At 66.6% G+C, this 19,676-nt stretch carries 14 protein-coding genes; 6 read left to right on the forward strand and 8 right to left on the reverse strand.

Translation table 11 applies throughout. The features are described 5' to 3' along the window. Positions 1-73: 73 nt before the first annotated feature. Both acnA and ACFWP0_RS16940 read right to left on the reverse strand, forming a co-directional pair. Positions 74-2,779, reverse strand: coding sequence for an aconitate hydratase AcnA (gene acnA / locus ACFWP0_RS16935; RefSeq protein ID WP_377843908.1), 2,706 nt, complete (start codon positions 2,777-2,779; stop codon positions 74-76). Positions 2,780-3,072: 293 nt separating this feature from the next. Then, positions 3,073-4,002: a LysR family transcriptional regulator gene (locus ACFWP0_RS16940; RefSeq protein WP_377843910.1), complete on the reverse strand. Its 930-nt coding sequence runs from the start codon at positions 4,000-4,002 to the stop codon at positions 3,073-3,075. 117 nt (positions 4,003-4,119) lie between these two features. Between ACFWP0_RS16940 and ACFWP0_RS16945 the strand changes: the two genes are divergently transcribed. The 4 genes from ACFWP0_RS16945 to ACFWP0_RS16960 all read left to right on the forward strand — a co-directional run bounded on the left by ACFWP0_RS16945 (position 4,120) and on the right by ACFWP0_RS16960 (position 10,000). Beyond that, positions 4,120-5,007 carry an SDR family oxidoreductase gene (locus ACFWP0_RS16945; RefSeq protein WP_377844138.1) on the forward strand — a complete coding sequence of 296 codons (888 nt, stop codon included), beginning with the start codon at positions 4,120-4,122 and terminating at the stop codon, positions 5,005-5,007. Further along, positions 5,004-6,506 carry an AMP-binding protein gene (locus ACFWP0_RS16950; protein ID WP_377843912.1) on the forward strand — a complete coding sequence of 501 codons (1,503 nt, stop codon included), beginning with the start codon at positions 5,004-5,006 and terminating at the stop codon, positions 6,504-6,506. Before ACFWP0_RS16945 ends, ACFWP0_RS16950 begins: the two co-directional genes overlap by 4 nt. 73 nt (positions 6,507-6,579) lie before the next feature. After that, the gene (locus tag ACFWP0_RS16955) at positions 6,580-7,563 is read left to right on the forward strand and encodes a Bug family tripartite tricarboxylate transporter substrate binding protein (RefSeq protein ID WP_377843914.1); all 984 of its coding nucleotides are present in this window, start codon (positions 6,580-6,582) and stop codon (positions 7,561-7,563) included. 220 nt (positions 7,564-7,783) lie between these two features. Then, positions 7,784-10,000 carry a TonB-dependent receptor gene (locus ACFWP0_RS16960; protein ID WP_377843916.1) on the forward strand — a complete coding sequence of 739 codons (2,217 nt, stop codon included), beginning with the start codon at positions 7,784-7,786 and terminating at the stop codon, positions 9,998-10,000. Between the two features lie 15 nt (positions 10,001-10,015). On the opposite strand, the gene ACFWP0_RS16965 is transcribed toward ACFWP0_RS16960, so the two are convergent. The 3 genes from ACFWP0_RS16965 to ACFWP0_RS16975 all read right to left on the reverse strand — a co-directional run bounded on the left by ACFWP0_RS16965 (position 10,016) and on the right by ACFWP0_RS16975 (position 13,149). Further along, positions 10,016-10,618, reverse strand: a complete 603-nt coding sequence (locus ACFWP0_RS16965) for a hypothetical protein (RefSeq protein WP_377843917.1) — start codon at positions 10,616-10,618, stop codon at positions 10,016-10,018. Positions 10,619-10,771: 153 nt separating this feature from the next. Next, on the reverse strand, positions 10,772-12,142 hold the full coding sequence (locus ACFWP0_RS16970) for an amidase (protein WP_377843919.1): 1,371 nt from the start codon (positions 12,140-12,142) through the stop codon (positions 10,772-10,774). A 20-nt stretch (positions 12,143-12,162) separates the two neighbouring features. After that, entirely contained in the window at positions 12,163-13,149 is a 987-nt protein-coding gene (locus tag ACFWP0_RS16975; protein ID WP_377843921.1) for a tripartite tricarboxylate transporter substrate binding protein, read from the reverse strand. Between the two features lie 141 nt (positions 13,150-13,290). Between ACFWP0_RS16975 and ACFWP0_RS16980 the strand changes: the two genes are divergently transcribed. Then, positions 13,291-14,187 carry a LysR substrate-binding domain-containing protein gene (locus ACFWP0_RS16980; RefSeq protein ID WP_377843922.1) on the forward strand — a complete coding sequence of 299 codons (897 nt, stop codon included), beginning with the start codon at positions 13,291-13,293 and terminating at the stop codon, positions 14,185-14,187. Positions 14,188-14,265: 78 nt separating this feature from the next. On the opposite strand, the gene acnB is transcribed toward ACFWP0_RS16980, so the two are convergent. Next, on the reverse strand, positions 14,266-16,857 hold the full coding sequence (gene acnB, locus ACFWP0_RS16985; protein WP_377843924.1) for a bifunctional aconitate hydratase 2/2-methylisocitrate dehydratase: 2,592 nt from the start codon (positions 16,855-16,857) through the stop codon (positions 14,266-14,268). Between the two features lie 403 nt (positions 16,858-17,260). Here acnB and ACFWP0_RS16990 point away from each other — a divergent pair, with 403 nt between their 5' ends. Then, positions 17,261-18,025: a TSUP family transporter gene (locus ACFWP0_RS16990; RefSeq protein ID WP_377843925.1), complete on the forward strand. Its 765-nt coding sequence runs from the start codon at positions 17,261-17,263 to the stop codon at positions 18,023-18,025. Positions 18,026-18,044: 19 nt separating this feature from the next. Here ACFWP0_RS16990 and ACFWP0_RS16995 read toward each other — a convergent pair whose 3' ends face one another. Beyond that, entirely contained in the window at positions 18,045-18,485 is a 441-nt protein-coding gene (locus ACFWP0_RS16995) for a CBS domain-containing protein (RefSeq protein ID WP_377843927.1), read from the reverse strand. 182 nt (positions 18,486-18,667) lie between these two features. Beyond that, complete coding sequence (locus ACFWP0_RS17000; protein ID WP_377843928.1) at positions 18,668-19,672, reverse strand: acyl-CoA dehydrogenase family protein; 1,005 nt, start codon at positions 19,670-19,672, stop codon at positions 18,668-18,670. Between the last annotated feature and the right edge of the window lie 4 nt (positions 19,673-19,676).

Consider the following 19,676-nt stretch of genomic DNA (forward strand, 5'->3'; position numbering starts at 1 on the left):
GCGGCACCCGCGCCAAGCGTGAAAAAGCCCCGGAGCCTTGCGGCTCCGGGGCTTTTTTCCATGCGCCCGAGGATCAGGCCGCCAGCAACTGGCGCAGCACGAAAGGCAGGATGCCGCCGTGCTGGTAGTAGTCCACCTCGATCGGGGTGTCGATGCGCAGCAGCACCGTCACGTCCTGCTTCGAACCGTCCTTGCGGGTGATCGTCAGCGTCACGTCCTGCATCGGCTTGATGCCGTTTTCCAGGCCCGAGATGTCGTAGGTTTCTTCGCCGGTGATGCCCAGCGACTGCACGCTGTCCGCGCCCTTGAACTGCAGCGGCAGCACGCCCATGCCCACCAGGTTGCTGCGGTGGATGCGTTCGAAGCTGCGGGTGATCACGGCCTTCACGCCCAGCAGCTGGGTGCCCTTGGCGGCCCAGTCGCGCGACGAGCCGGTGCCGTACTCTTCGCCGCCGAACACCACGGTGGGCGTGCCGGCCGCGACGTACTGCATGGCCGCGTCATAGATGGACATCTGTTCGCCCGTGGGCTGGAACAGCGTTTCGCCGCCTTCGAAGCGGCTGCCGTCGGGCAGCGACGGAATCATGAGGTTCTTGATGCGCACGTTGGCGAAGGTGCCGCGCATCATGATTTCATGGTTGCCGCGGCGCGAGCCGTAGCTGTTGAAGTCGGCCTTCATCACGCCGTTTTCCTTCAGCCACTTGCCCGCGGGCGAGGTTTCCTTGATGGAGCCGGCCGGCGAGATGTGGTCGGTGGTGACCGAGTCGCCGAACACGCCGAGCGCGCGCGCGCCCTTGACGGCGGGCATCGCGGCCGGCGTCATGCCGAAGCCTTCGAAGAAGGGCGGTTCGGCGATGTAGGTCGAATCCGGCCAGTTGTAGGTGTCGCCGTTGACGCCCTTGATGTTCTCCCAGAGCTTGCCCGGGTTGCTCTTGACCTGGCCGTAGTTGGCCTCGAAGACCTTCGGATCCAGCGCGTGCTTGAGCAGCGCGTTGACTTCCTCGGCGGTGGGCCAGATGTCGCCCAGCCAGACGTCGCCGTTCTTGCCCTGGCCCACGGGCTCGGTCATCAGGTCGCGCGTGACGGTGCCGGCCAGCGCGTAGGCCACGACCAGCGGGGGCGAGGCCAGGAAGTTGGCCTTGATGTTCGGGTGGATGCGGGCTTCGAAGTTGCGGTTGCCGGACAGCACGGCCGAGCACACCAGGTCGTTGCCGATGATGGCTTCGTTCAGGTCCGGCGTCAGGTCGCCCGCGTTGCCGATGCAGGTCGTGCAGCCGTAGGCGGCCACGTCGAAGCCGAGCTTTTCCAGGTAGGGCAGGAGGCCCGTCTTGGTCAGGTAGTCGGTGACCACGCGCGAGCCGGGGGCCAGCGAGGTCTTGATGTGCTTGGGCACCTTCAGGCCCGCTTCCACGGCCTTCTTGGCCAGGAGGCCGGCGGCCAGCAGCACGTTGGGGTTGGACGTGTTGGTGCAGGACGTGATGGCGGCGATCAGGATGTCGCCGTTCTTGATCTTGGTGCCGGCGCTGGTGGTGAATGTCTGCGCAAGCTTTTCGGCGGGCTGGTTGAAGCCGTTCTCGGCGATCGGCTTGGAGAACAGGTCGATGAAGGTGTTCTTGACGTTGCCGATCTCGATGCGGTCCTGCGGACGCTTGGGGCCGGCCAGGGACGGCGCCACGGTGGACAGGTCCAGCGTCAGCAGCTTGGTGAAGTTGATGTCCTGGGCCGAGGGGATGCCGAACATCTTCTGCGCCTTGAAATAGGCCTCGAAGGCGGCGATTTCCTCTTCGGTGCGGCCGGTGCCGCGGAAGTAGTCGATAGTGCGGTCGTCGACGGGGAAAAAGCCCATGGTGGCGCCGTATTCCGGCGCCATGTTGCCGATGGTGGCGCGTTCGGCCACGGTCAGGCTGGCGGTGCCTTCGCCGCAGAATTCGACGAACTTGCCCACGACCTTCTCGCGGCGCAGCATTTCGGTGATGGTCAGCACCAGGTCGGTGGCGGTGACGCCGCCGCGCAGCTGGCCCTTCAGTTCCACGCCCACGACGTCCGGGGTCAGGAAGTACACGGGCTGGCCGAGCATGCCGGCTTCGGCTTCGATGCCGCCCACGCCCCAGCCGACCACGCCGATGCCGTTGATCATCGTGGTGTGGCTGTCGGTGCCCACCAGCGAGTCGGGGTAATAGACGTTGTTCTTCTTGTCCAGGTGCACGCCGCGCGCCAGGTATTCCAGGTTGACCTGGTGGACGATGCCGAAGCCCGGAGGCACGACGCCGAAGGTGTCGAACGCCTGCATGCCCCACTTCATGAACTGGTAGCGTTCCTGGTTGCGCTTGAACTCCAGCTTCATGTTCAGGTCCAGCGCGTCCTTGGTGCCGAAGTAGTCGATCATGACCGAGTGGTCCACCACCAGGTCCACGGGCACCAGCGGCTCGATGCTCTTGGGGCTCTTGCCCATCTTGTCGGCCACCGAGCGCATGGCGGCGATATCGGCTAGCAGCGGCACGCCCGTGAAGTCCTGCAGCACGACCCGGGCGACCACAAAGGGAATCTCATCTTCGCGCTTGGAGTTGGCCTGCCAGCCGGCGAGCTGCCTGACGTGCTCTTCCGTGACCTTCTTGCCGTCGCAGTTGCGCAGCACGGACTCCAGCACAATGCGGATGGAGACCGGGAGCCGCTGCACATCGATGCCAAGCGACTTGCCCAGCGCCGGCAGCGAGTAGTACTGACAGGACTTGTTGCCGATCTTGAAATTCTTGAGTGTGTCTAGGGTGTTGTGCGGCATGATGGACTCCGTGGTTTTGCCCGACTGAAGGCGGCATTTTCTGGCGTTTTGGCGCGCTTGTCATTGTATGTGAGACAAGCTCGCGGGTAGTCTTATGTCTTGTATCTTATATAAGACTTGGGTGGCGCGTCAAAGTTCCGGCCCTGTTTCGCGCCGGACAATCAGGGTGCGGCAAAACCCCTACTTTGGCGGACGCGCGCAAAGCCCGCAAGACCCCTTCGGTTTTACCAAGAAAGTCCTACCGTTGCGTGGCGCATGCCGCCGGGCGTTCCGGACCGCGGGCGAGCGCGCCGTCAGGTCAGGAAATCGCGCAGCAGCGGTTCCAGTTCGGTCTTCAGGAAGTCCACCAGGGCGCGCTGGGCGGTCGAGGGGTAGGGGGTGGGCGAGGTCAGGATGTAGAGCTTGTCGCCGGGGCCTTGCGCCTTGTAGGCCGGCAGCACCTCGCGCAGCCGCCTGGCCTGCAGGTCCGCCTGCACGATGTAGGCGGGCAGCAGCGCCACGCCGGCCCCGTCCCGCGCGGCCTGCGCCAGAAAGGGGAAATACTCGGATTGCAGGCGGGGCGCGAGCTTGGCCTCGTAGGACTGCCCCTTGCGCTGCAGCCGCAGCGTCACATGGGACCGGGGTCCGGGCGGGCACAGGAAGTCCAGGCGGCCCAGGTCCCGGGGGTGGGCCGGGGCGCCCGTGCGTTCCAGGTAGGCGGGGGACGCGCACAGGCGCCACGTCACCTCGCCCAGTTCGCGCGCCACGTAGTCTTGCGGCGGCGCCGAGATGACCCGCAGCGCCACGTCGATCTCCGAGGAAATCAGGTCGCTGACGCGGTTGGAGAACAGCACGCGCAAGCTCAGGCTGGGATGCTGCAGGGCGAAGCGGACCAGCAGCGGGCGCAGCCGGTCCAGTTCCCCCAGGCCCGTGGGCAGGCTCAGCCGCACATGGCCGGTGGGCTCCGAACCCAGCTTCTGCAAGGCGTGGCGGGCGGATTCCACCTCGCGCGCCATACGCGCCCCATGTTCGTACAGCACGGTTCCCTGCTGCGTGAGCTCCAGCCGGCGCGTGGTGCGCCGGATCAGCTGCGCGCCGAAGGCGCGTTCCAGTTTCTGCAGATTCCGGCTGACATGGGACCGCGTGACCCCCTGGCGCAGCGCGGCTTCGCTCAGCGTGCCGGCCTCGACGATGGTCACGAAGAGCTGGATCAGGTTCAGGTCCAGCGCGGGCAGGGTGGACATGGGCGACGTCTATTGTTGCCTGTGAGGAAACAGAGTTTACCCAGGTTGGAGGATTGTCGCGGTATTGGCGCGTTGATATTCTGGACCCATAACCAGGAGACAGCGATGCAAAACAGCATGTTCCGCGCGGACCTCTTCCAGGGACAGCGCATTCTGATTACCGGCGGGGGCACGGGGCTGGGCTACGCGATGGCCGAGCAACTGGCCTCCCTGGGCGCCACCGTGCATCTGTGCGGACGCCGCCTGTCCGTGGTCGAAGAGGCCGCGGCCGCCTTGCGCGCCAAGTACGGCGGCCAGGCGCATGCGCATGCGGTCGACATCCGGGACGCCGACGCCGTGGACGCGATGGTCGAAGGCATCTGGACGGAGCACGGCGGGCTCGACGGCCTGATCAACAACGCCGCGGGCAACTTCATCAGCCCGACCGAGAAGCTCTCGGCCCGAGGCTTCAATGCGATTGCCGACACCGTGTTCCGGGGCACCTTCTACACCACCCAGGCGGTGGGCAAGCGCTGGATCGCGACCGGCAGGCCCGGCGCGGTGGTGTCCATCGTGGTGACCTGGATCTGGACGGGCACGCCTTTCGTGGTGCCGTCCGCCATGTCCAAGGCCGGCATCGACGCCATGACCAAATCGCTGGCGATCGAGTGGGGCCGCCACGGCATCCGTTTCAACGCCATCGCGCCGGGGGTGATACCCACCGAGGGGGCCACGGCGCGCCTGCGCCCGAACGGCAACGGCATGGACACGCTGATCAAGCAGAATCCCATGCAGCGCCTGGGCACCGGCCGCGACATCGGCGAACTGGCGGCTTTCCTGCTGGGGCCGGGCAACGACTGGATCAATGGCCAGACGATTGCGCTGGACGGCGGCGACTATCTGGCCAACGGCGCCTACTTCAAGCAGTACTTCGATTGGACCGACGACGACTGGGCCGCGGCGCGCGCCGCGATCGAGGCGCGCACCGCGCAGGACAAGGCGCAGCGCGCGGGGAACCCGGCATGAGCGGGCAGGTCATTGCCGGGGACCGCCGGCTGGACCGCGCCGCGCTGGCCGCGCGGGGCGAGCAGGTGGCGGCGGGCCTGGCGGCCATGGGCGTGCGCGAAGGCGACGTGATCGCGGTGCTGCTGCGCAACGGCATGCCCTATCTGGAAATCATCCAGGCCTGCAAGCGGCTGGGCTGCTATTACTGCCCGATCAACTGGCACTACACCGCCGAGGAGGTCGCGTTCCTGGTGACCGACAGCGGCGCGAAGCTGCTGATCGCCGAAGACGACCTGTGGCGCCAAGTGTGGACGGCGCTGCCGGCCGGCCTGCCCGCGCTGCGGGTGATGGGCGAAGGAGAAACCGTCTTCGAGGCCAACGACTACGACGCCTGGCGCGACGCGCAGCCGCGCTACGACGGCCCGCTGGTCGCGCCGCGCGGACACATGGCCTATACCTCGGGCACCACGGGCCGCCCCAAGGGCGTGGTGCGCCAGCCCTTCCCGGTGGATCGCCTGGCCGAGCATCTGGCGGCGGTGGAGTCCGTGGTGGAACAGGCCTATGGCCTGCGCCCGGGCTGCCGCGCGCTTCTGCCCGCCCCGATCTACCACAGCGCGCCCAGCGTGTTTGCGCAGGTGGCGCTGCGCGTGTGCGACACGCTGGTGCTGACGGCGCGCTTCGATCCGCTGGAAGTGCTGCGGCTGATCGAACAGCACCACATCGACACCGTCTACCTGGTGCCCATCATGTATGTGCGCCTGCTCAAGCTGGACGCGCGCACGCGGGCGTCGTTCGACCTGTCCTCCCTGCGTTTCGTGGCGTCCACCGGCGCCCCCTGCGCGCCGGAGCTCAAGCGCGCCATGATCGACTGGCTGGGGCCGGTGGTGCACGAAACCTACGCCTCCAGCGAAGCGGGCATGGTGACGGCGATCGATTCGCGCGAAGCCCTGGCGCGGCCGGGCAGCGCGGGGCGGCCCATCGGGCCGGCGCAGGTCCGCATTTACGCCGAAGACGGCTCCGTCTGCCCGCCGGGCCAGATCGGACGCATTTATGTGCGCCAGCCGGCGTATGCCGACTTCACCTACCGCAACCATCCCGAGGCCCGCAAGGCCGTGGAGCGCGACGGCCTGATCGGGCTGGGCGACCTGGGCTATCTGGACGAGGACGGCTACCTCTACGTTTGCGACCGGGAGTCGGACATGGTGATCTCCGGCGGCGTGAATATCTATCCGGCGGAAATCGAACACCACCTGATGCAGTACCCGGGCGTTGCCGATTGCGCCGTTTTCGGCGTGCCCGACGCGGAGTTCGGCGAGCGGTTGCTGGGCCTGGTCCAGCCCGCGCCGCAGGCCCGGCTGGACCCGGCCGAGGCGATGGAGTGGCTGTCCGCCAGGATCGCCCGCTACAAGGTGCCGCGCGAGCTGCTGCTGCGCGAGGCCTTGCCGCGCGACGACAACGGCAAGATCGCCAAGCGCAGATTGCGTGCGGAATTCTGGGAGGGCCGCCAGCGCAAGGTGTAGCGGCCCGGGCCGCATTCAAAAAAGAGACGGGCAGCACCCACTACAAGAGTCGGAGCAGACTCGGGAGACAAGCATGTTGAAGATGAATCATTGGTTCGGCCGCGCCGCGGCCGCGATGCTGGTGTGCGCCGCCGGCGCGCCGCAGGCCCTTGCGGCGTTTCCGGACCGGCCGGTCAAGCTGGTCGTGCCCTATACGCCGGGCGGCGCCGCGGACCAGTTGTCCAGGGTGCTGGCCGAGCGCCTGTCGCGCGAGCTTGCGCAGCCCGTGGTGGTGGAGAACAAGCCCGGCGCCAACACCATGATCGCCGCCACCCAGGTGGCCCGCGCCCAGCCCGACGGCTATACGCTGTTCCTGGCCAGCAACGCCAGCATGGTGCTCAACCCCATGCTTTATCAGAAGATCTCGTACGACGCCGCCCGCGATTTCCGCGTGCTGTCCGTGGTGGCCGAATTGCCGCTGGTGGTGGTGGCGAACAACGAAGTGCCCGCCGCCACGCTGGCGCAATTCGTGTCCTACGCGAAGACGCGGCCCGGCAAGCTGAATTACGCCTCCGTCGGCATCGGCAACCCCTTGCAGCTGGCCACCGAACTCTTGAAGTCGCGCACGGGCATCGACGTCGCGCACATTCCCTACAACGGCAGCGCGCCGGCGTTGAGCTCGCTGATGGCCAACGACACGCAGCTCATGGTCGACGTCGTCAGCACCTCTTTGCCGCTGGTGAAGGAGAACAAGATCAAGGCGCTGGCCGTGACCACCGCCGAGCGCCTGCCGGTGCTGCCCGAGGTGCCCACGGTGGCCGAGAGCGGTTTCCCGGACTTTCGCGCGGCGACCTGGTTCGGCATCGCCGTGCCGCAGGCCACTCCGGCCGCCGAGGCGAGCGCGCTGCAGGACGCCGTGGCCAAGGTCATGGCGCAGCCCGACTTCCGCGAACGTTTTCAGACGCTCGGGCTGGTGATCCAGGCGCCGCGGGACCAGGCGCAGACCGACCGCTACGTGGACGAAGACCGCCAGCGCTGGGGGGCGGTGATCCGCGCGAACCACATCAAGCTGGATTAGGCCTGTTGTCGCAGAGCAACGAGGCGCCCCTTTTTCTAAGAGGGACGCAATGAGAACCATTCTCTTTTGGTAACATCTACCCCGCAAGACCTCAAGACCCCCAAGGCGAACGGGCTCTGCAGGCCCCCGCCGCAGGGGCGTCGCGGCAGTTCAAATCGGGATTTTTGCGGATCTGCCCCCCCGCAACGCGGACTGTTTTCCGCCCTACCAGCGTCCCGATATGAAAATTCGAACTCTCGCATGCATGGCCGCAGCGCTGCCGTGCCTTGGATCCGTCCACGCGCAAACCGCGCCGCAAGCGCAACCCGCCGGTTCCAACGGCTCAGTCATGTCGATGGACGCCATCAGGGTCGAGGCCAGCGCCGACGCGTCGGCCGGCGGCCTGGCCGAACCCTTTGCCGGCGGGCAGGTGGCCCGCGGCGGCCGCGTCGGCCTGCTGGGCACGCAAGACAACATGAGCACGCCGTTCAGCATCACCAGCTACACGAACGAGCTGATCCAGGACAGGCAGGCGCGCAGCGTGGGCGACGTGCTGCAGAACGACGCCGGCGTGCGCGTGGCGCGCGGCTTCGGCAATTTCCAGGAGTCGTACTTCATCCGCGGCTTCATCCTCAGCTCGGACGATGTGGCCTACAACGGCCTGTACAGCCTGCTCCCCCGCCAGTACATCGCCACCGAACTGTTCGAGCGCGTGGAAGTGCTGCGCGGCGCATCGGCCTTCCTGACCGGCGCGACGCCCGGCGGCGGCGGCATCGGCGGCGTGATCAACCTGGTGCCCAAGCGCGCCCCGAACGATCCGCTGACCCGCGTCACCACCGGCGTGTCCAGCGGCGGCCAGTTCCAGCTTTCCACCGACATCGCGCGCCGCTTTGGCCCCGACGACAGCACCGGCATCCGGCTGAACGCCGCGCAGCGCAGCGGCGACACCGGCGTCGACGACGAACACTCCCGCACCAGCCTGGTGTCCCTGGGCCTGGATTGGCGCTCGGCCGATACGCGCCTGTCGGCCGATATCGGATGGCAGGAAAACAAGCTCAAGCGCGCGCGTCCCAACGTGACCCTGGGCGCGGGCGTCACCACCGTGCCCGACGCCCCGGACGCCAGCTCCAACTACGCGCAGCCATGGTCGTATTCCAACGAGCGCGACGTGTTCGGCACCTTGCGCGCCGAGCATGACTTCAGCGACAAGGTGACGGCCTACGCGGCCTTCGGCATGCGCCGCAGCGACGAAGCCAACTCGCTGGGCAACGTCACGCTCACCAACGGCAGCACGGGCGACGGCAACTTCTATCGCTTCGACAATACCCGCGAAGACAGCGTGAACACGGGCGAACTGGGCCTGCGCGCCAAGGCGCGCACCGGTCCGGTGGGCCATGAGTTCGTCGTGTCGGCGTCGTTCTTCGACCTGAAGAAGAAGAACGCCTACGTGATGGATTTCAACAACAAATTCGCCACTAACATTTATGATCCGATTTCGTATGACAAGCCCGCGTTCAGCGCCGGCGCGCTGCGCGGCAACGACCTGGACAATCCGGCGCTGCAAGGCCGCACGCGCCTGAGCAGCTATGCCATCGGCGACACCATGTCCTTCCTGGACGACAAGGTGCTGCTGACGGCCGGCATCCGCCACCAGCGGTTGTCCCAGCGCGATTACGCGTACAACACCGGCGTGGAAAACGGCGCCTACGACACCAGCCACAACTCGCCGGCCGCCGGTCTTGTCGTCAAGGTCGCGCCCAGCGTTTCGCTGTACGCGAACTACATCGAGGCCCTGGTCGCGGGCCCGACCGCGCCCGCGACCGCCGGCGGCATGCCGGTGCCCAACGTCGGCCAGAGCCTGCCCGCCTTTGTCTCCAAGCAAAAGGAAATCGGCGTGAAGTACGAAGGAGAGGGATTGGGCGGCGGCCTGGCCTTGTTCTCCACGGACAAGCCGCGCGCGGTGTTCGACTCCAGCAATACGCTGACCAACTCCGGCAAGGACCGCCATCAGGGCGTGGAACTGACGGTGTTCGGCGAACCCGTCAAGAGCGTGCGCCTGTTGGGCGGCCTGACCTGGCTGGACGCCGAGCAGCGCTCCACCGGCACGGCTTCGCTGGACGGCAACCGCGTGATCGGCGTGCCGCGCTTCCAGGCCAACATGGGCGTGGAATGGGACATCCCGGGCGTGCAAGGCCTGGCCGTGGACGGCCGCGTGGTCTACACGGGCTCGTCCTACGCGGATGACGCCAACACGCTCAAGGTGCCCGGCTGGACGCGCTTCGATGCCGGCCTGCGCTACATGATGGACGTGGACGGTCATGTCCTGACCCTGCGCGCCCGCGTGGACAACATCGCCAACCGCAACTACTGGTCGTCGGTGGGCGGCTACCCCGGCAACGGCTACCTGGTGCTGGGCGGCCCGCGCACGTTCTCGCTGTCGGCCAGCATGGACTTCTGACGAACGGCCGGCCCCTCACCACAACCATCCCCCTCGCGTCAGATCCCCCTCGCAGCTCTTGTACTGCGAGGTGAACTTCTCGGCGCGCGCCTGCACCTTTTGCGACACGGTCTTCAGCCAGGCCTTGCGGTCGAAGCTGCGGTTGCGGTAGCCGGTCCAGCCCTCGTGGTAGTTCAGGTACTGGCCATAGGCGTCCCATTTGGAGATGCCGTTGATGCGCTGGGTCTTGCTCATGTACCAGCCCATGAAGTCCAGCGCGTCGGCGAAGTTGTCGCGGCTGGAGCCCCAGCCGCCGGCGTCCTTCTTGTAGTCCGCCCAGGTCTCGTCCTTGGCCTGGGCGTAGCCGTAGGCGGAACTGACGCGGCCCCAGGGGATGATGCCCAGGAAGTAATAGCGGGGCGGCACCGCGTCCTGCTTGAACGAGGATTCCTGGTACATCATCGCCATGGGGACCGGCACGGGCGCGCCCCATTTCTTCTGCACCTTCAGCGCGGCGTCATGCCAGTCGGGCTTTTCGCGGAAGATGGCGCAAATGTTCTCGGGGTTGGAAGGCGGTGCGGTGGCGCAGCCGCCCAATGCCATCAGCAGGGTCGGCAGCAGCAGCGGCCCTAGTCTCATTGCCGGGTTCCTTGTGCATGGGATGGCCGCATTCTAAGTGTTCTTGCGCGCCGGGCATTCGCCGAACAACGATGTTGCCTGGGGGCAACTAGCCCGAATCCGCAAGATGGCCGCCCGGCCGGCAGGAAGCCCCATGCCGGCCCGGCCTTGTTTTCAGCCCGCGGCCACGGCCTGCGCCGCCCAGCGCGCGTAGGCCGCGACGTGCTCGTCGCCGTGCGGCTGGCCCATGAACTGCACGCCGAGCGGCATGCCCTGCACGGCGAGCAAGGGCGCGGCCACGGCCGGCGCGCCCAGGTACGACGAGACGCAGCTGAACGAGACATCCCCGGTGGGGAAGGGCGTATCGCGGGTCGCGTCCAGGCGCGGGGCCGGTCCGCATGAGGCCGGGCTGATCAAGGCATCGCAATGGGTCGCCAGCGCGGCCAGGCGCTGGCGGGCCAGGTCGCGCAGCGCCAGGTCCTGGCGGAAGGTTTCCAGCGTGACGCCGCGTCCGCTTTCCAGCTGGCGCAGCAGGCTGGGGCCCAAGGTGCCGGGATACTGCTCGACGAGGTTCTCCAGCGACCAGCGCTGCTCCCAGGAAATCAGGCGCAGCATGTCGGCCGTGGCGGTCGCGATGGACTGTTCGAATATTTCCAGCAACGCCAGATCGGCCCGGCGGATGATCTCCACGCCTTCGCCCCTCAGCTGTTCCAGCAGGGCTTCAAAGGCATTCCTGGATGCGGCGTCCAGGCGCGGCCAGCCTTCCGTTTCCATCACGGCCAGCCGGCGCGGCTTTTCCGGCGGCGGGGCGGACAGGCCGCCATACAGCCCCGGATGGCCCGGATCGCCGCCGACCCGCGCCACGATTTCCATCGCCGTCGCCCACATGTCTTGCGCGCATCCGGCATGAATGCCGATATGAGACTGGCTGTAGCCCAGCCGTTCGCCACGGTTGATGCCGCCAAAGGTCGGCTTGAGCGCCCAGTTGGCGTTGAAGCTTGCGGGGCGCAGCACCGACCCGACCAGTTGCGAACCGATGGCGACGGGCACCATCCCGGCGCCGACTGCGGCGCCGGAACCGCTGGACGAGCCCCCCGGCGTGCGCTGCGGATCAAACGCGTTGGTGGTCGGGCCCGGATCCAGGAAGCCCAGCGCGGTGGTCACCGTCTTGCCCAGTATGATGGCGCCCGCGTCGCGCAATGCCCTGACCAGGGCGCTGTCGCGCTTGGGGAAGCTGCCCGCGTACGCAGGGCTGCCCATCTGGGTCGGCATGTCCTTGGTTTCGATCAGGTCCTTGATCCCGACAGGCATGCCGTCGATCTGCGACAGCGGCCGGCCTTCCTGATAGCGCTTGTCCGATTCCAGGGCTGCGGCGCGCGCCCCTTCTTCGTTGAGCACCACCCACGCCTTGACGGCGGGTTCGCGCTGCCGGATGGTTTCCAGGCAGGACTCCAGGAATTCGCTGGGACGCTGCGCGCAGGCCAGGAAGCGCTCGCGCGCGGCGCTGAACGACAAGGCCTGATAGGTGTCCGGATGGTAGTTCATTCGTGTGTTCCTCGATGGATTCAGTTGCTTTGAATGCCGGCGCTGACGATCAGGTCGGTCCAGCGGCGGTATTCCTTCTTGAAGAACGCATCGAACGATTCCGGCGTGCCCGTATCGACAGCCATGCCCACGCCTTTCAGGCGCTCGCGCACGTCCGGCATCTGCAAGACCTCGATGACATCCTTGTTCACCTTGTCGATGATCGAGCGAGGGGTGCCGGCGGGCGCGAACACGCCATACCAGGCCTCCAGCTGCAATGAGGGCAAGCCTGCTTCCGCGGTCGTGGGCACATCGGGCAGCGTCGCCAGCCGCTCGCTTGAGGCAATCGCGTAGGCCTTGGTCCGGTTCGCCTTGACGTAGTTCTGCACGTTGCCCGAGGCGAACTGCACCAGCACGTCCACCTCTCCCGAAAGCATGGCGGTGGAGGCCTCCAGCGCGCCCTTGTAGGGCACATGCATGATGTCCACCCCCGCTTCCTGCTTGAACATCTCGGAATAAAGCTGAAGCACGCCGCCCGAGCCGTTGGAGGCATAGGTCAGCTTGCCGGGATTCTGTTTGGCTTGCGCGATCAGTTCGCGCAAGGTGTTGGCCTCTACCTTGGGATTGGCCAGGATGAGGACGGGCAGGGTGCCGATCTTGCCGATGCGCTCGAAGCCCTTCACCACATCCACCTTGGCGTGCTTGTTGATGGCCGGCAGCGTCGCCAGCTCATTGAATGTCAGCAGCAGGGTGTAGCCGTCCGGCTTGGCCTGCGCGGCATAGTCGGTGCCGACCAGCGTGCCGGCCCCCGGCTTGTTCTCGACAATGACCGGATGGCCCCACATGACGGCCAGCTTGGGTCCGACCAGGCGGGCCAGCAGGTCCGCCGTGCCGCCCGGGGTGGTGGGCACCACGATGGATACGGTCCGAGAGGGATAGGGCGCCTCGTCGGCGGCCGCCGCCGCCTGCGTCCCGATGGCCAGATAAAGCAATACGCCCGCGCAGTTGCGCCAAAGTCCCAGCTTCATGCGTGCCCCACTTTGTTTAATAAATGATTAAGGGAAAGTCCGCCAAACATTCATTGCCGCGATGGAATCGTAGAAATCGCTACCCGGGTGGTCAATCAACTTCTCCGCTGCTACGATTTAGTTTTAGTTAACTGAAACAATATGGACCCGCTTCCTCCGCTCAATGCGCTGCGTGTCTTTGACGTGGTGGGGCGCGTGTCCAGCGTCACTGCCGCCGCCCAGGAACTCTGCGTGACGCCCGCGGCTGTCAGCCGGCAGATCCGCTTTCTTGAGGACCACCTGCGCATCCGGCTGTTCGACAGGCATCACCGGCGGATAAGCCTCACGCCGGCGGGCCGCGATTACCACCAGGAGGTATCCCGCCACCTGGCGGGGCTGCGCCGGGCCACGCAGGACCTGCATCATGCGGCGCGGTCGCGCATCTTCAACCTGCGCGCGCCTCACACGATCGCCATGCGATGGCTGTTGCCGCGGCTGGCAAGCCTGCATGCCGCGCATCCCGAACTGGAGGTCCGCCTGCACACCTCCGCCAGTCCGCCCGACTTCGAACGCGAAGACCTGGACGCGGCCATCGTGATCAGCCACGGGCACGAGCCGGGGGTGGTGCATTACAAGATCATGGAAAACGAGATCGCGCCGGTGTGCAGGCCCGACATGGCGGCGCGGCTGCAGCGCCCCGAGCAGCTGTTGGGCGAGACCTTGCTGCATACGCATGCCCGCCCCGACGACTGGCAGATGTGGTTTTCGCATGCCGGCCTGCAGGTGCCCGGAACCAGCCGCGACATGCGTTTCGAGTCTTCCGCCCTGGCTTACGAGGCGGCATTGGCGGGCTTCGGCGTCGCGATCGGGCAAAGGTCGTTGATTACCCAGGAGCTGGATGACGGCAGCCTGGTGGCGCCGTTCGGGCAGTGGGTCAACCTGGGCAGTTTCAGCTATTACTTCGTCATGCCCAAGGCGGTCTACACGCGCAACACGCCCGAGGCCGCCGTGCTGAGGCAATGGATTGCCTCGATTTCGCTGCCGGCAACGGGGCCGTAGACGGAAGCGATAAAAAAAACCCCGGGCGGAATCGCCCGGGGTTTTCAGCCGTGCCGGCAAGCGCGCCGGTCGGGTGTCTTAGACTTCGATGGCGTCAGCCACGTCCTTGTAGTCCGCGATCTTGTCGAAGTTCAGGTACTGGTAGATCTGGTCGCCGCTCTTGTTGATGACGCCCATATCGGCCATGTACTCGTCCTTGGTCGGAATCCGGCCCAGCTTGGAGCAGATGGCGGCCAGTTCCGCGGAACCCAGGTACACGTTCGTGTTCTTGCCCAGGCGGTTCGGGAAGTTGCGGGTGCTGGTCGACATGACGGTGGCGCCTTCGCGCACTTGCGCCTGGTTGCCCATGCACAGCGAGCAGCCCGGCATTTCCGTACGGGCGCCGGCGGTGCCGAACACGCCGTAGTGGCCTTCCTCGGTCAGCTGGGTGGCGTCCATCTTGGTCGGGGGAGCAACCCACAGTTTGACCGGGATGTCGCGCTTGCCTTCCAGCAGCTTGGAGGCTGCGCGGAAGTGGCCGATGTTGGTCATGCAGCTGCCGATGAACACTTCATCGATCTTGGCGCCGGCGACTTCCGACAGCGTCTTCACGTCGTCCGGGTCGTTCGGGCAGGCCACGATGGGCTCATGCACGTCGGCCAGGTCGATTTCGATGACGGCGGCGTATTCGGCGTCGGCGTCAGGCTGCAGCAGCTGCGGATCGGCCAGCCAGGCTTCCATGGCCTTGATGCGGCGGCCCAGCGTGCGCTCGTCTTCGTAGCCGTTGGCGATCATCCACTTCAGCATGACGATGTTGCTGTTGATGTACTCGATGATCGGTTCCTTGTTCAGGTGCACCGAGCAGCCGGCGGCCGAACGTTCAGCGGAAGCGTCCGACAGTTCGAAGGCTTGTTCGACCTTCAGGTCGGGCAGGCCTTCGATTTCCAGGATGCGGCCGGAGAAGATATTCTTCTTGCCTTGCTTGGCAACCGTCAGCAGGCCTTGCTTGATGGCGTACAGCGGGATGGCGTTGACCAGGTCGCGCAGGGTGACGCCGGGCTGCAGCTTGCCCTTGAAGCGGACCAGCACCGATTCCGGCATGTCCAGGGGCATCACGCCCGTGGCGGCGGCAAAGGCCACCAGGCCCGAGCCGGCCGGGAACGAGATGCCGATGGGGAAGCGGGTGTGCGAGTCGCCGCCGGTGCCGACGGTGTCGGGCAACAGCATGCGGTTCAGCCACGAGTGGATCACGCCGTCGCCCGGACGCAGCGAGACGCCGCCGCGCGTGCTGATGAAGTCAGGCAGCGTGTGGTGCGTCTTGACGTCCACGGGCTTGGGGTAGGCGGCGGTATGGCAGAACGACTGCATGACCAGGTCGGCCGAGAAGCCCAGGCAGGCCAGGTCCTTGAGCTCGTCGCGGGTCATGGGGCCGGTGGTGTCCTGGCTGCCGACCGAGGTCATCTTCGGTTCGCAGTAGGTGCCCGGGCGGATGCCCTTGCCTTCCGGCATGCCGCAAGCGCGGCCGACCATCTTCTGGGCCAGCGTGTAACCCTTGCCGGAATCGACCGGGTCCTTGGGCAGGCGGAACAGCGTGGAGGCCGGCAGGCCCAGCGCTTCGCGCGCCTTGGCCGTCAGGCCGCGGCCGATGATCAGCGGAATGCGGCCGCCGGCGCGCACTTCGTCGAACAGCACGTCGGACTTGACTTCGAATTCAGCGATGACTTCGCCGTTCTTGATGGCTTTGCCTTCGTAGGGGCGCAGTTCGACCACGTCGCCCATTTCCATCTTGGAAACGTCGAGTTCGATCGGCAGGGCGCCGGCGTCTTCCATGGTGTTGTAGAAGATCGGGGCGATCTTGTTGCCCAGGCACACGCCGCCAAAGCGCTTGTTCGGCACGAAGGGGATGTCTTCGCCCGTGAACCACAGCACCGAGTTGGTGGCCGACTTGCGCGATGAACCCGTGCCGACCACGTCGCCCACGTAGGCGACCAGGTGGCCCTTGTCCTTCAGCGATTCGATGAACTTGACCGGGCCGCGCTTGCCGTCTTCTTCCGGTTCGAACGCGGCGCCGTCGCGCTTGTTCTTCAGCATCGCCAGGGCGTGCATCGGGATGTCGGGGCGGGTCGTGGCGTCGGGGGCCGGCGACAGGTCGTCGGTGTTGGTTTCGCCAGGCACCTTGAAGACCGTGATGGTCAGGCTTTCCGGCAGTTCCGGACGGCTGGTGAACCATTCGGCGTCTGCCCAGCTTTGCAGCACGGACTTGGCGTTGGCATTGCCCTTGTCCGCCTTTTCCTTCACGTCGTGGAAGGCGTCGAACATCAGCAGGGTCTTCTTGAGCGCATCGGCGGCGATGGTGCCGATTTCCGCATCGTCCAGCAGTTCGACCAGCGGGCCAATGTTGTAGCCGCCGAGCATCGTGCCCAGCAGCTCCGTCGCCTTGGCGCGGCTGATCAGCGCACAAGCTTCCTTGCCCAGCGCCACGGCGGCCAGGTAGGAGGCCTTGACCTTGGCGGCATCGTCCACGCCGGCCGGCACGCGGTGGGTCAGCAGTTCGACCAGGTTCTGCTCCTCGCCAGCGGGCGGGTTCTTCAGCAGTTCGATCAGTTCAGCGGTTTGTTTGGCCGTAAGGGGCAGCGGGGGAATCCCCAGGGCCGCGCGTTCGGCAACGTGTTGGCGGTAAGTATCCAGCATGTAAGGCCTGCTTAAAGTCGGGTTGGAAGAAGGGTTGTTGGCCGGAATTGTAGAAGGAAGTGGGGGCGGCAAGCAAATGTCTTATATCTTATATAAGACCTGGATGGGCTGCTGTTGCTCCGGGACGACGCCGGGCCGGGGCGGCGGATGCGCCGGGAAGGAAAGGAGGCCGCCTTTTCCCAGGCGGCAGGCCCGCCGGCGGCGCGGCGCAGGAGCTCATCTATTTGTGACAGGGTGTGTGGACAGCGCGCTTCGGGCGTCGAGCCGGGGGAAAGTCCCGGTGCTATCATCGCCGGCTTCAAACCGTTAACCCGTTAGCACGCCGTTTCCCCGTCGATCCGCTCCTGGCCGCCTTGCCGCGCCGCCGGGGCCGAGCCGAGGCTGGTCTGGCTCTTCCCCGCGCATGAGTATTTATCAACACTTGCTGTTCCTGGCCTGCGTGGCGCTTGCCACCTACGCCCAGACAATGACGGGCTTCGCATTCGGCCTGGTGCTGCTGGGCCTGTCCGGCGTGTTCCAGCTTGCATCCGTGTCCGAGGTGGCCAATGTGGTCAGCGTGCTGTCGCTGGTGAACGCCGCCGTCACGCTGGCGCGGGCCAAGCCCCAGGTGAATTGGTCGCTGCTGACGCCCGCGATGGTCAGCAGCCTCGCCGGCGTGGGCGTGGGCGTTGCCGCGCTGACGTGGATCAGCGGATCGATGGCGGTGCTGCTGCAGTTGCTGCTGGGCATCACCATCCTGGCTTGCGCCGTGCTGCTGGTGGCGCGCACCCAGCCGCTGGCGCAGCTCTCGTCGCGCGCGTCGTCCGTGTTCTTCGGCGGCGTGTCGGGCGTGCTGGGCGGGCTGTTTTCCAGCGCGGGTCCGCCCATGGTCTATCACCTGTACCGGCAGCCCCTGCCGCTGGCGACGATACGCAACAGCCTCCTGATCCTGTTTTCGCTCAACGCCGTCGTGCGCCTGGCGCTGGTGACCGGGCAGGGGGCCTTCATGGCCTCGTCGTTCTGGTTGAGCGTGCAGGCGCTGCCGATCGTGATCGGGGTGACCTGGATGGCGCGGCGCTACAGCACGGCGGACTCAATGAAGACCGTCAAGCGCATGGTGTTCGTGCTGCTGCTGGCCGCCGGCCTGGGCCTGATCGTGCCCGCGTCGCGGATGCTCGCGGCGGGCTAGCCGCGAGCGTGGCCGGGCGCTAGCCGCGTTCGCCGGTGATGTAGCGTTCGAGCTCGTGGATGATGAATTTCTGCTCGCTCATCACATCCTTGACCAGGTCGCCGATGGACAAGAGGCCGATGAGCTTGTCGTTGTCGATGACCGGGAGATGACGGAAATGCCGCTCGGTCATCATGGCCATGCAGTGTTCCCGGGTGTCCGCGGGCCCCACGTAGTAGACGGAATCCGTCATGATGTCCCGGACCTTGGTGGTGCGCGAGGATCTGTCCTGCAACACGATCTTGCGCGCGTAGTCGCGCTCGGTGAACATGCCCAGCACCACTTCTCCTTCCACGACCACCACGGCGCCGATGCTGCGTTCGGCCATGGTCTTGACCGCGTCGAAAACCGATGAGTCTGGCGAAACCGTCACGACGGAGTGATTGGTTTTTTCCCTGAGAAGCTCAGCAACTGTCTTCACGATGTGCTCCCGAATCGCTGGTGAGGTTCGAACGTCGGCCCCCGCGCCGCACCGGGCGGCTGGCGGATGCCACGGCGTGACCATGCTCCATCCTAAGCCTGCCGGCCATGTTGCCGCAAGCGGGGCGGCTTATTTCGTGTTTTTGCCGCGAAATGCCTGGCTGGCGTCGGACGGGTGCGCGTTCAGGCGGCTTCCTTGTCGTAAAGCGACGTGCGCAGGTAGGACAACGCGTCCATGCCGCTGGCGATGGCGTGGCCGCCGATGCGTTCATGCCAATGCGATTCCGATCCGCCGGCCAGGCGCCATTCGCGCAGCCGCCGGGTGTAGAGCTGCAAGTCGTACTCCTCGGTGACGCCGATGGCGCCGTGCACCGCGTGCGCGATGTCGGCCACGAGCGGGGCGGCCTGGCTGGCGCGGGCTTTGCCCAGGCCTGCCAGCAGGGGCTGGGGCAGGCCGTCGCGGCCCTGGAAGGCCAGCTGCGCCGCCATGCGGGCGGCCCACACCTGTTCGGCCATCACGCTGATCTGCTGTTGCACGGCCTGGAACCGGCCGATGGGCTTGCCGAATTGCACGCGCTGGTTGGCATAGTCCAGCGTCATCGCCAGCACGCGGTCCATGGCGCCGGCGATAAGGCCTGCATAGGCGGCGGCAGCCAATTCGGCGAGAGGCGCGCCGTCGGCGATGCGCTCGGCGTCGTCCAGCGCCCAGGACGCCTGCGCGTCCAGGCTGCCGTGCGCGCCGTTGGGCTGGACGCAGGCCGCCTGCATGGGCAGCAGCCATGCCTGGCCGCCGATGCCGGCCAGCACGTAGTCGGCCGTGCGCGCCCATGGGACGCTGATGCCGGCGATGCGCTTGCCGTCGATGGCGAGCCCGTGCGGGGCCAGCGCGATCGAACCGGCCGGCTGAGGCCGCTGCGCGCGGCTCAGCCAGGCGCGCGCCAGCAAGGTGTGGGCGATGGGGTAGGGGCACAGATGGCGGCCGGCGGCCAGCGCCACGGGCAGGGCGTCGGCCAGGCCCAAGCCGGCGCCGCCGTGTTCTTCGCGCACCAGCGCGTCCGCGAAGCCCGCGTCTTCGCAGGCGCGCCAGGCCTCTATGGGAGGCTGCCCCTGCTCGGCGAGGCGGATCACGTCCGGCGTGCAGGTCTGGGCAAAGAGGCGTTCGGCGGCATCGCCAAGAATGTTGTCCATGACT

This window comes from Achromobacter sp. NPDC058515, from assembly GCF_042721735.1.
Lineage (GTDB): Bacteria > Pseudomonadota > Gammaproteobacteria > Burkholderiales > Burkholderiaceae_B > Achromobacter.

Coding starts and splice junctions, on each gene's coding strand:
- acnA (WP_377843908.1), bottom strand. CDS start 2,779: ATGCCGCACAACACCCTAGACACACTCAAGAATTTCAAGATCGGCAAC.
- ACFWP0_RS16940 (WP_377843910.1), bottom strand. CDS start 4,002: ATGTCCACCCTGCCCGCGCTGGACCTGAACCTGATCCAGCTCTTCGTG.
- ACFWP0_RS16945 (WP_377844138.1), top strand. CDS start 4,120: ATGTTCCGCGCGGACCTCTTCCAGGGACAGCGCATTCTGATTACCGGC.
- ACFWP0_RS16950 (WP_377843912.1), top strand. CDS start 5,004: ATGAGCGGGCAGGTCATTGCCGGGGACCGCCGGCTGGACCGCGCCGCG.
- ACFWP0_RS16955 (WP_377843914.1), top strand. CDS start 6,580: ATGTTGAAGATGAATCATTGGTTCGGCCGCGCCGCGGCCGCGATGCTG.
- ACFWP0_RS16960 (WP_377843916.1), top strand. CDS start 7,784: ATGAAAATTCGAACTCTCGCATGCATGGCCGCAGCGCTGCCGTGCCTT.
- ACFWP0_RS16965 (WP_377843917.1), bottom strand. CDS start 10,618: ATGAGACTAGGGCCGCTGCTGCTGCCGACCCTGCTGATGGCATTGGGC.
- ACFWP0_RS16970 (WP_377843919.1), bottom strand. CDS start 12,142: ATGAACTACCATCCGGACACCTATCAGGCCTTGTCGTTCAGCGCCGCG.
- ACFWP0_RS16975 (WP_377843921.1), bottom strand. CDS start 13,149: ATGAAGCTGGGACTTTGGCGCAACTGCGCGGGCGTATTGCTTTATCTG.
- ACFWP0_RS16980 (WP_377843922.1), top strand. CDS start 13,291: ATGGACCCGCTTCCTCCGCTCAATGCGCTGCGTGTCTTTGACGTGGTG.
- acnB (WP_377843924.1), bottom strand. CDS start 16,857: ATGCTGGATACTTACCGCCAACACGTTGCCGAACGCGCGGCCCTGGGG.
- ACFWP0_RS16990 (WP_377843925.1), top strand. CDS start 17,261: ATGAGTATTTATCAACACTTGCTGTTCCTGGCCTGCGTGGCGCTTGCC.
- ACFWP0_RS17000 (WP_377843928.1), bottom strand. CDS start 19,672: ATGGACAACATTCTTGGCGATGCCGCCGAACGCCTCTTTGCCCAGACC.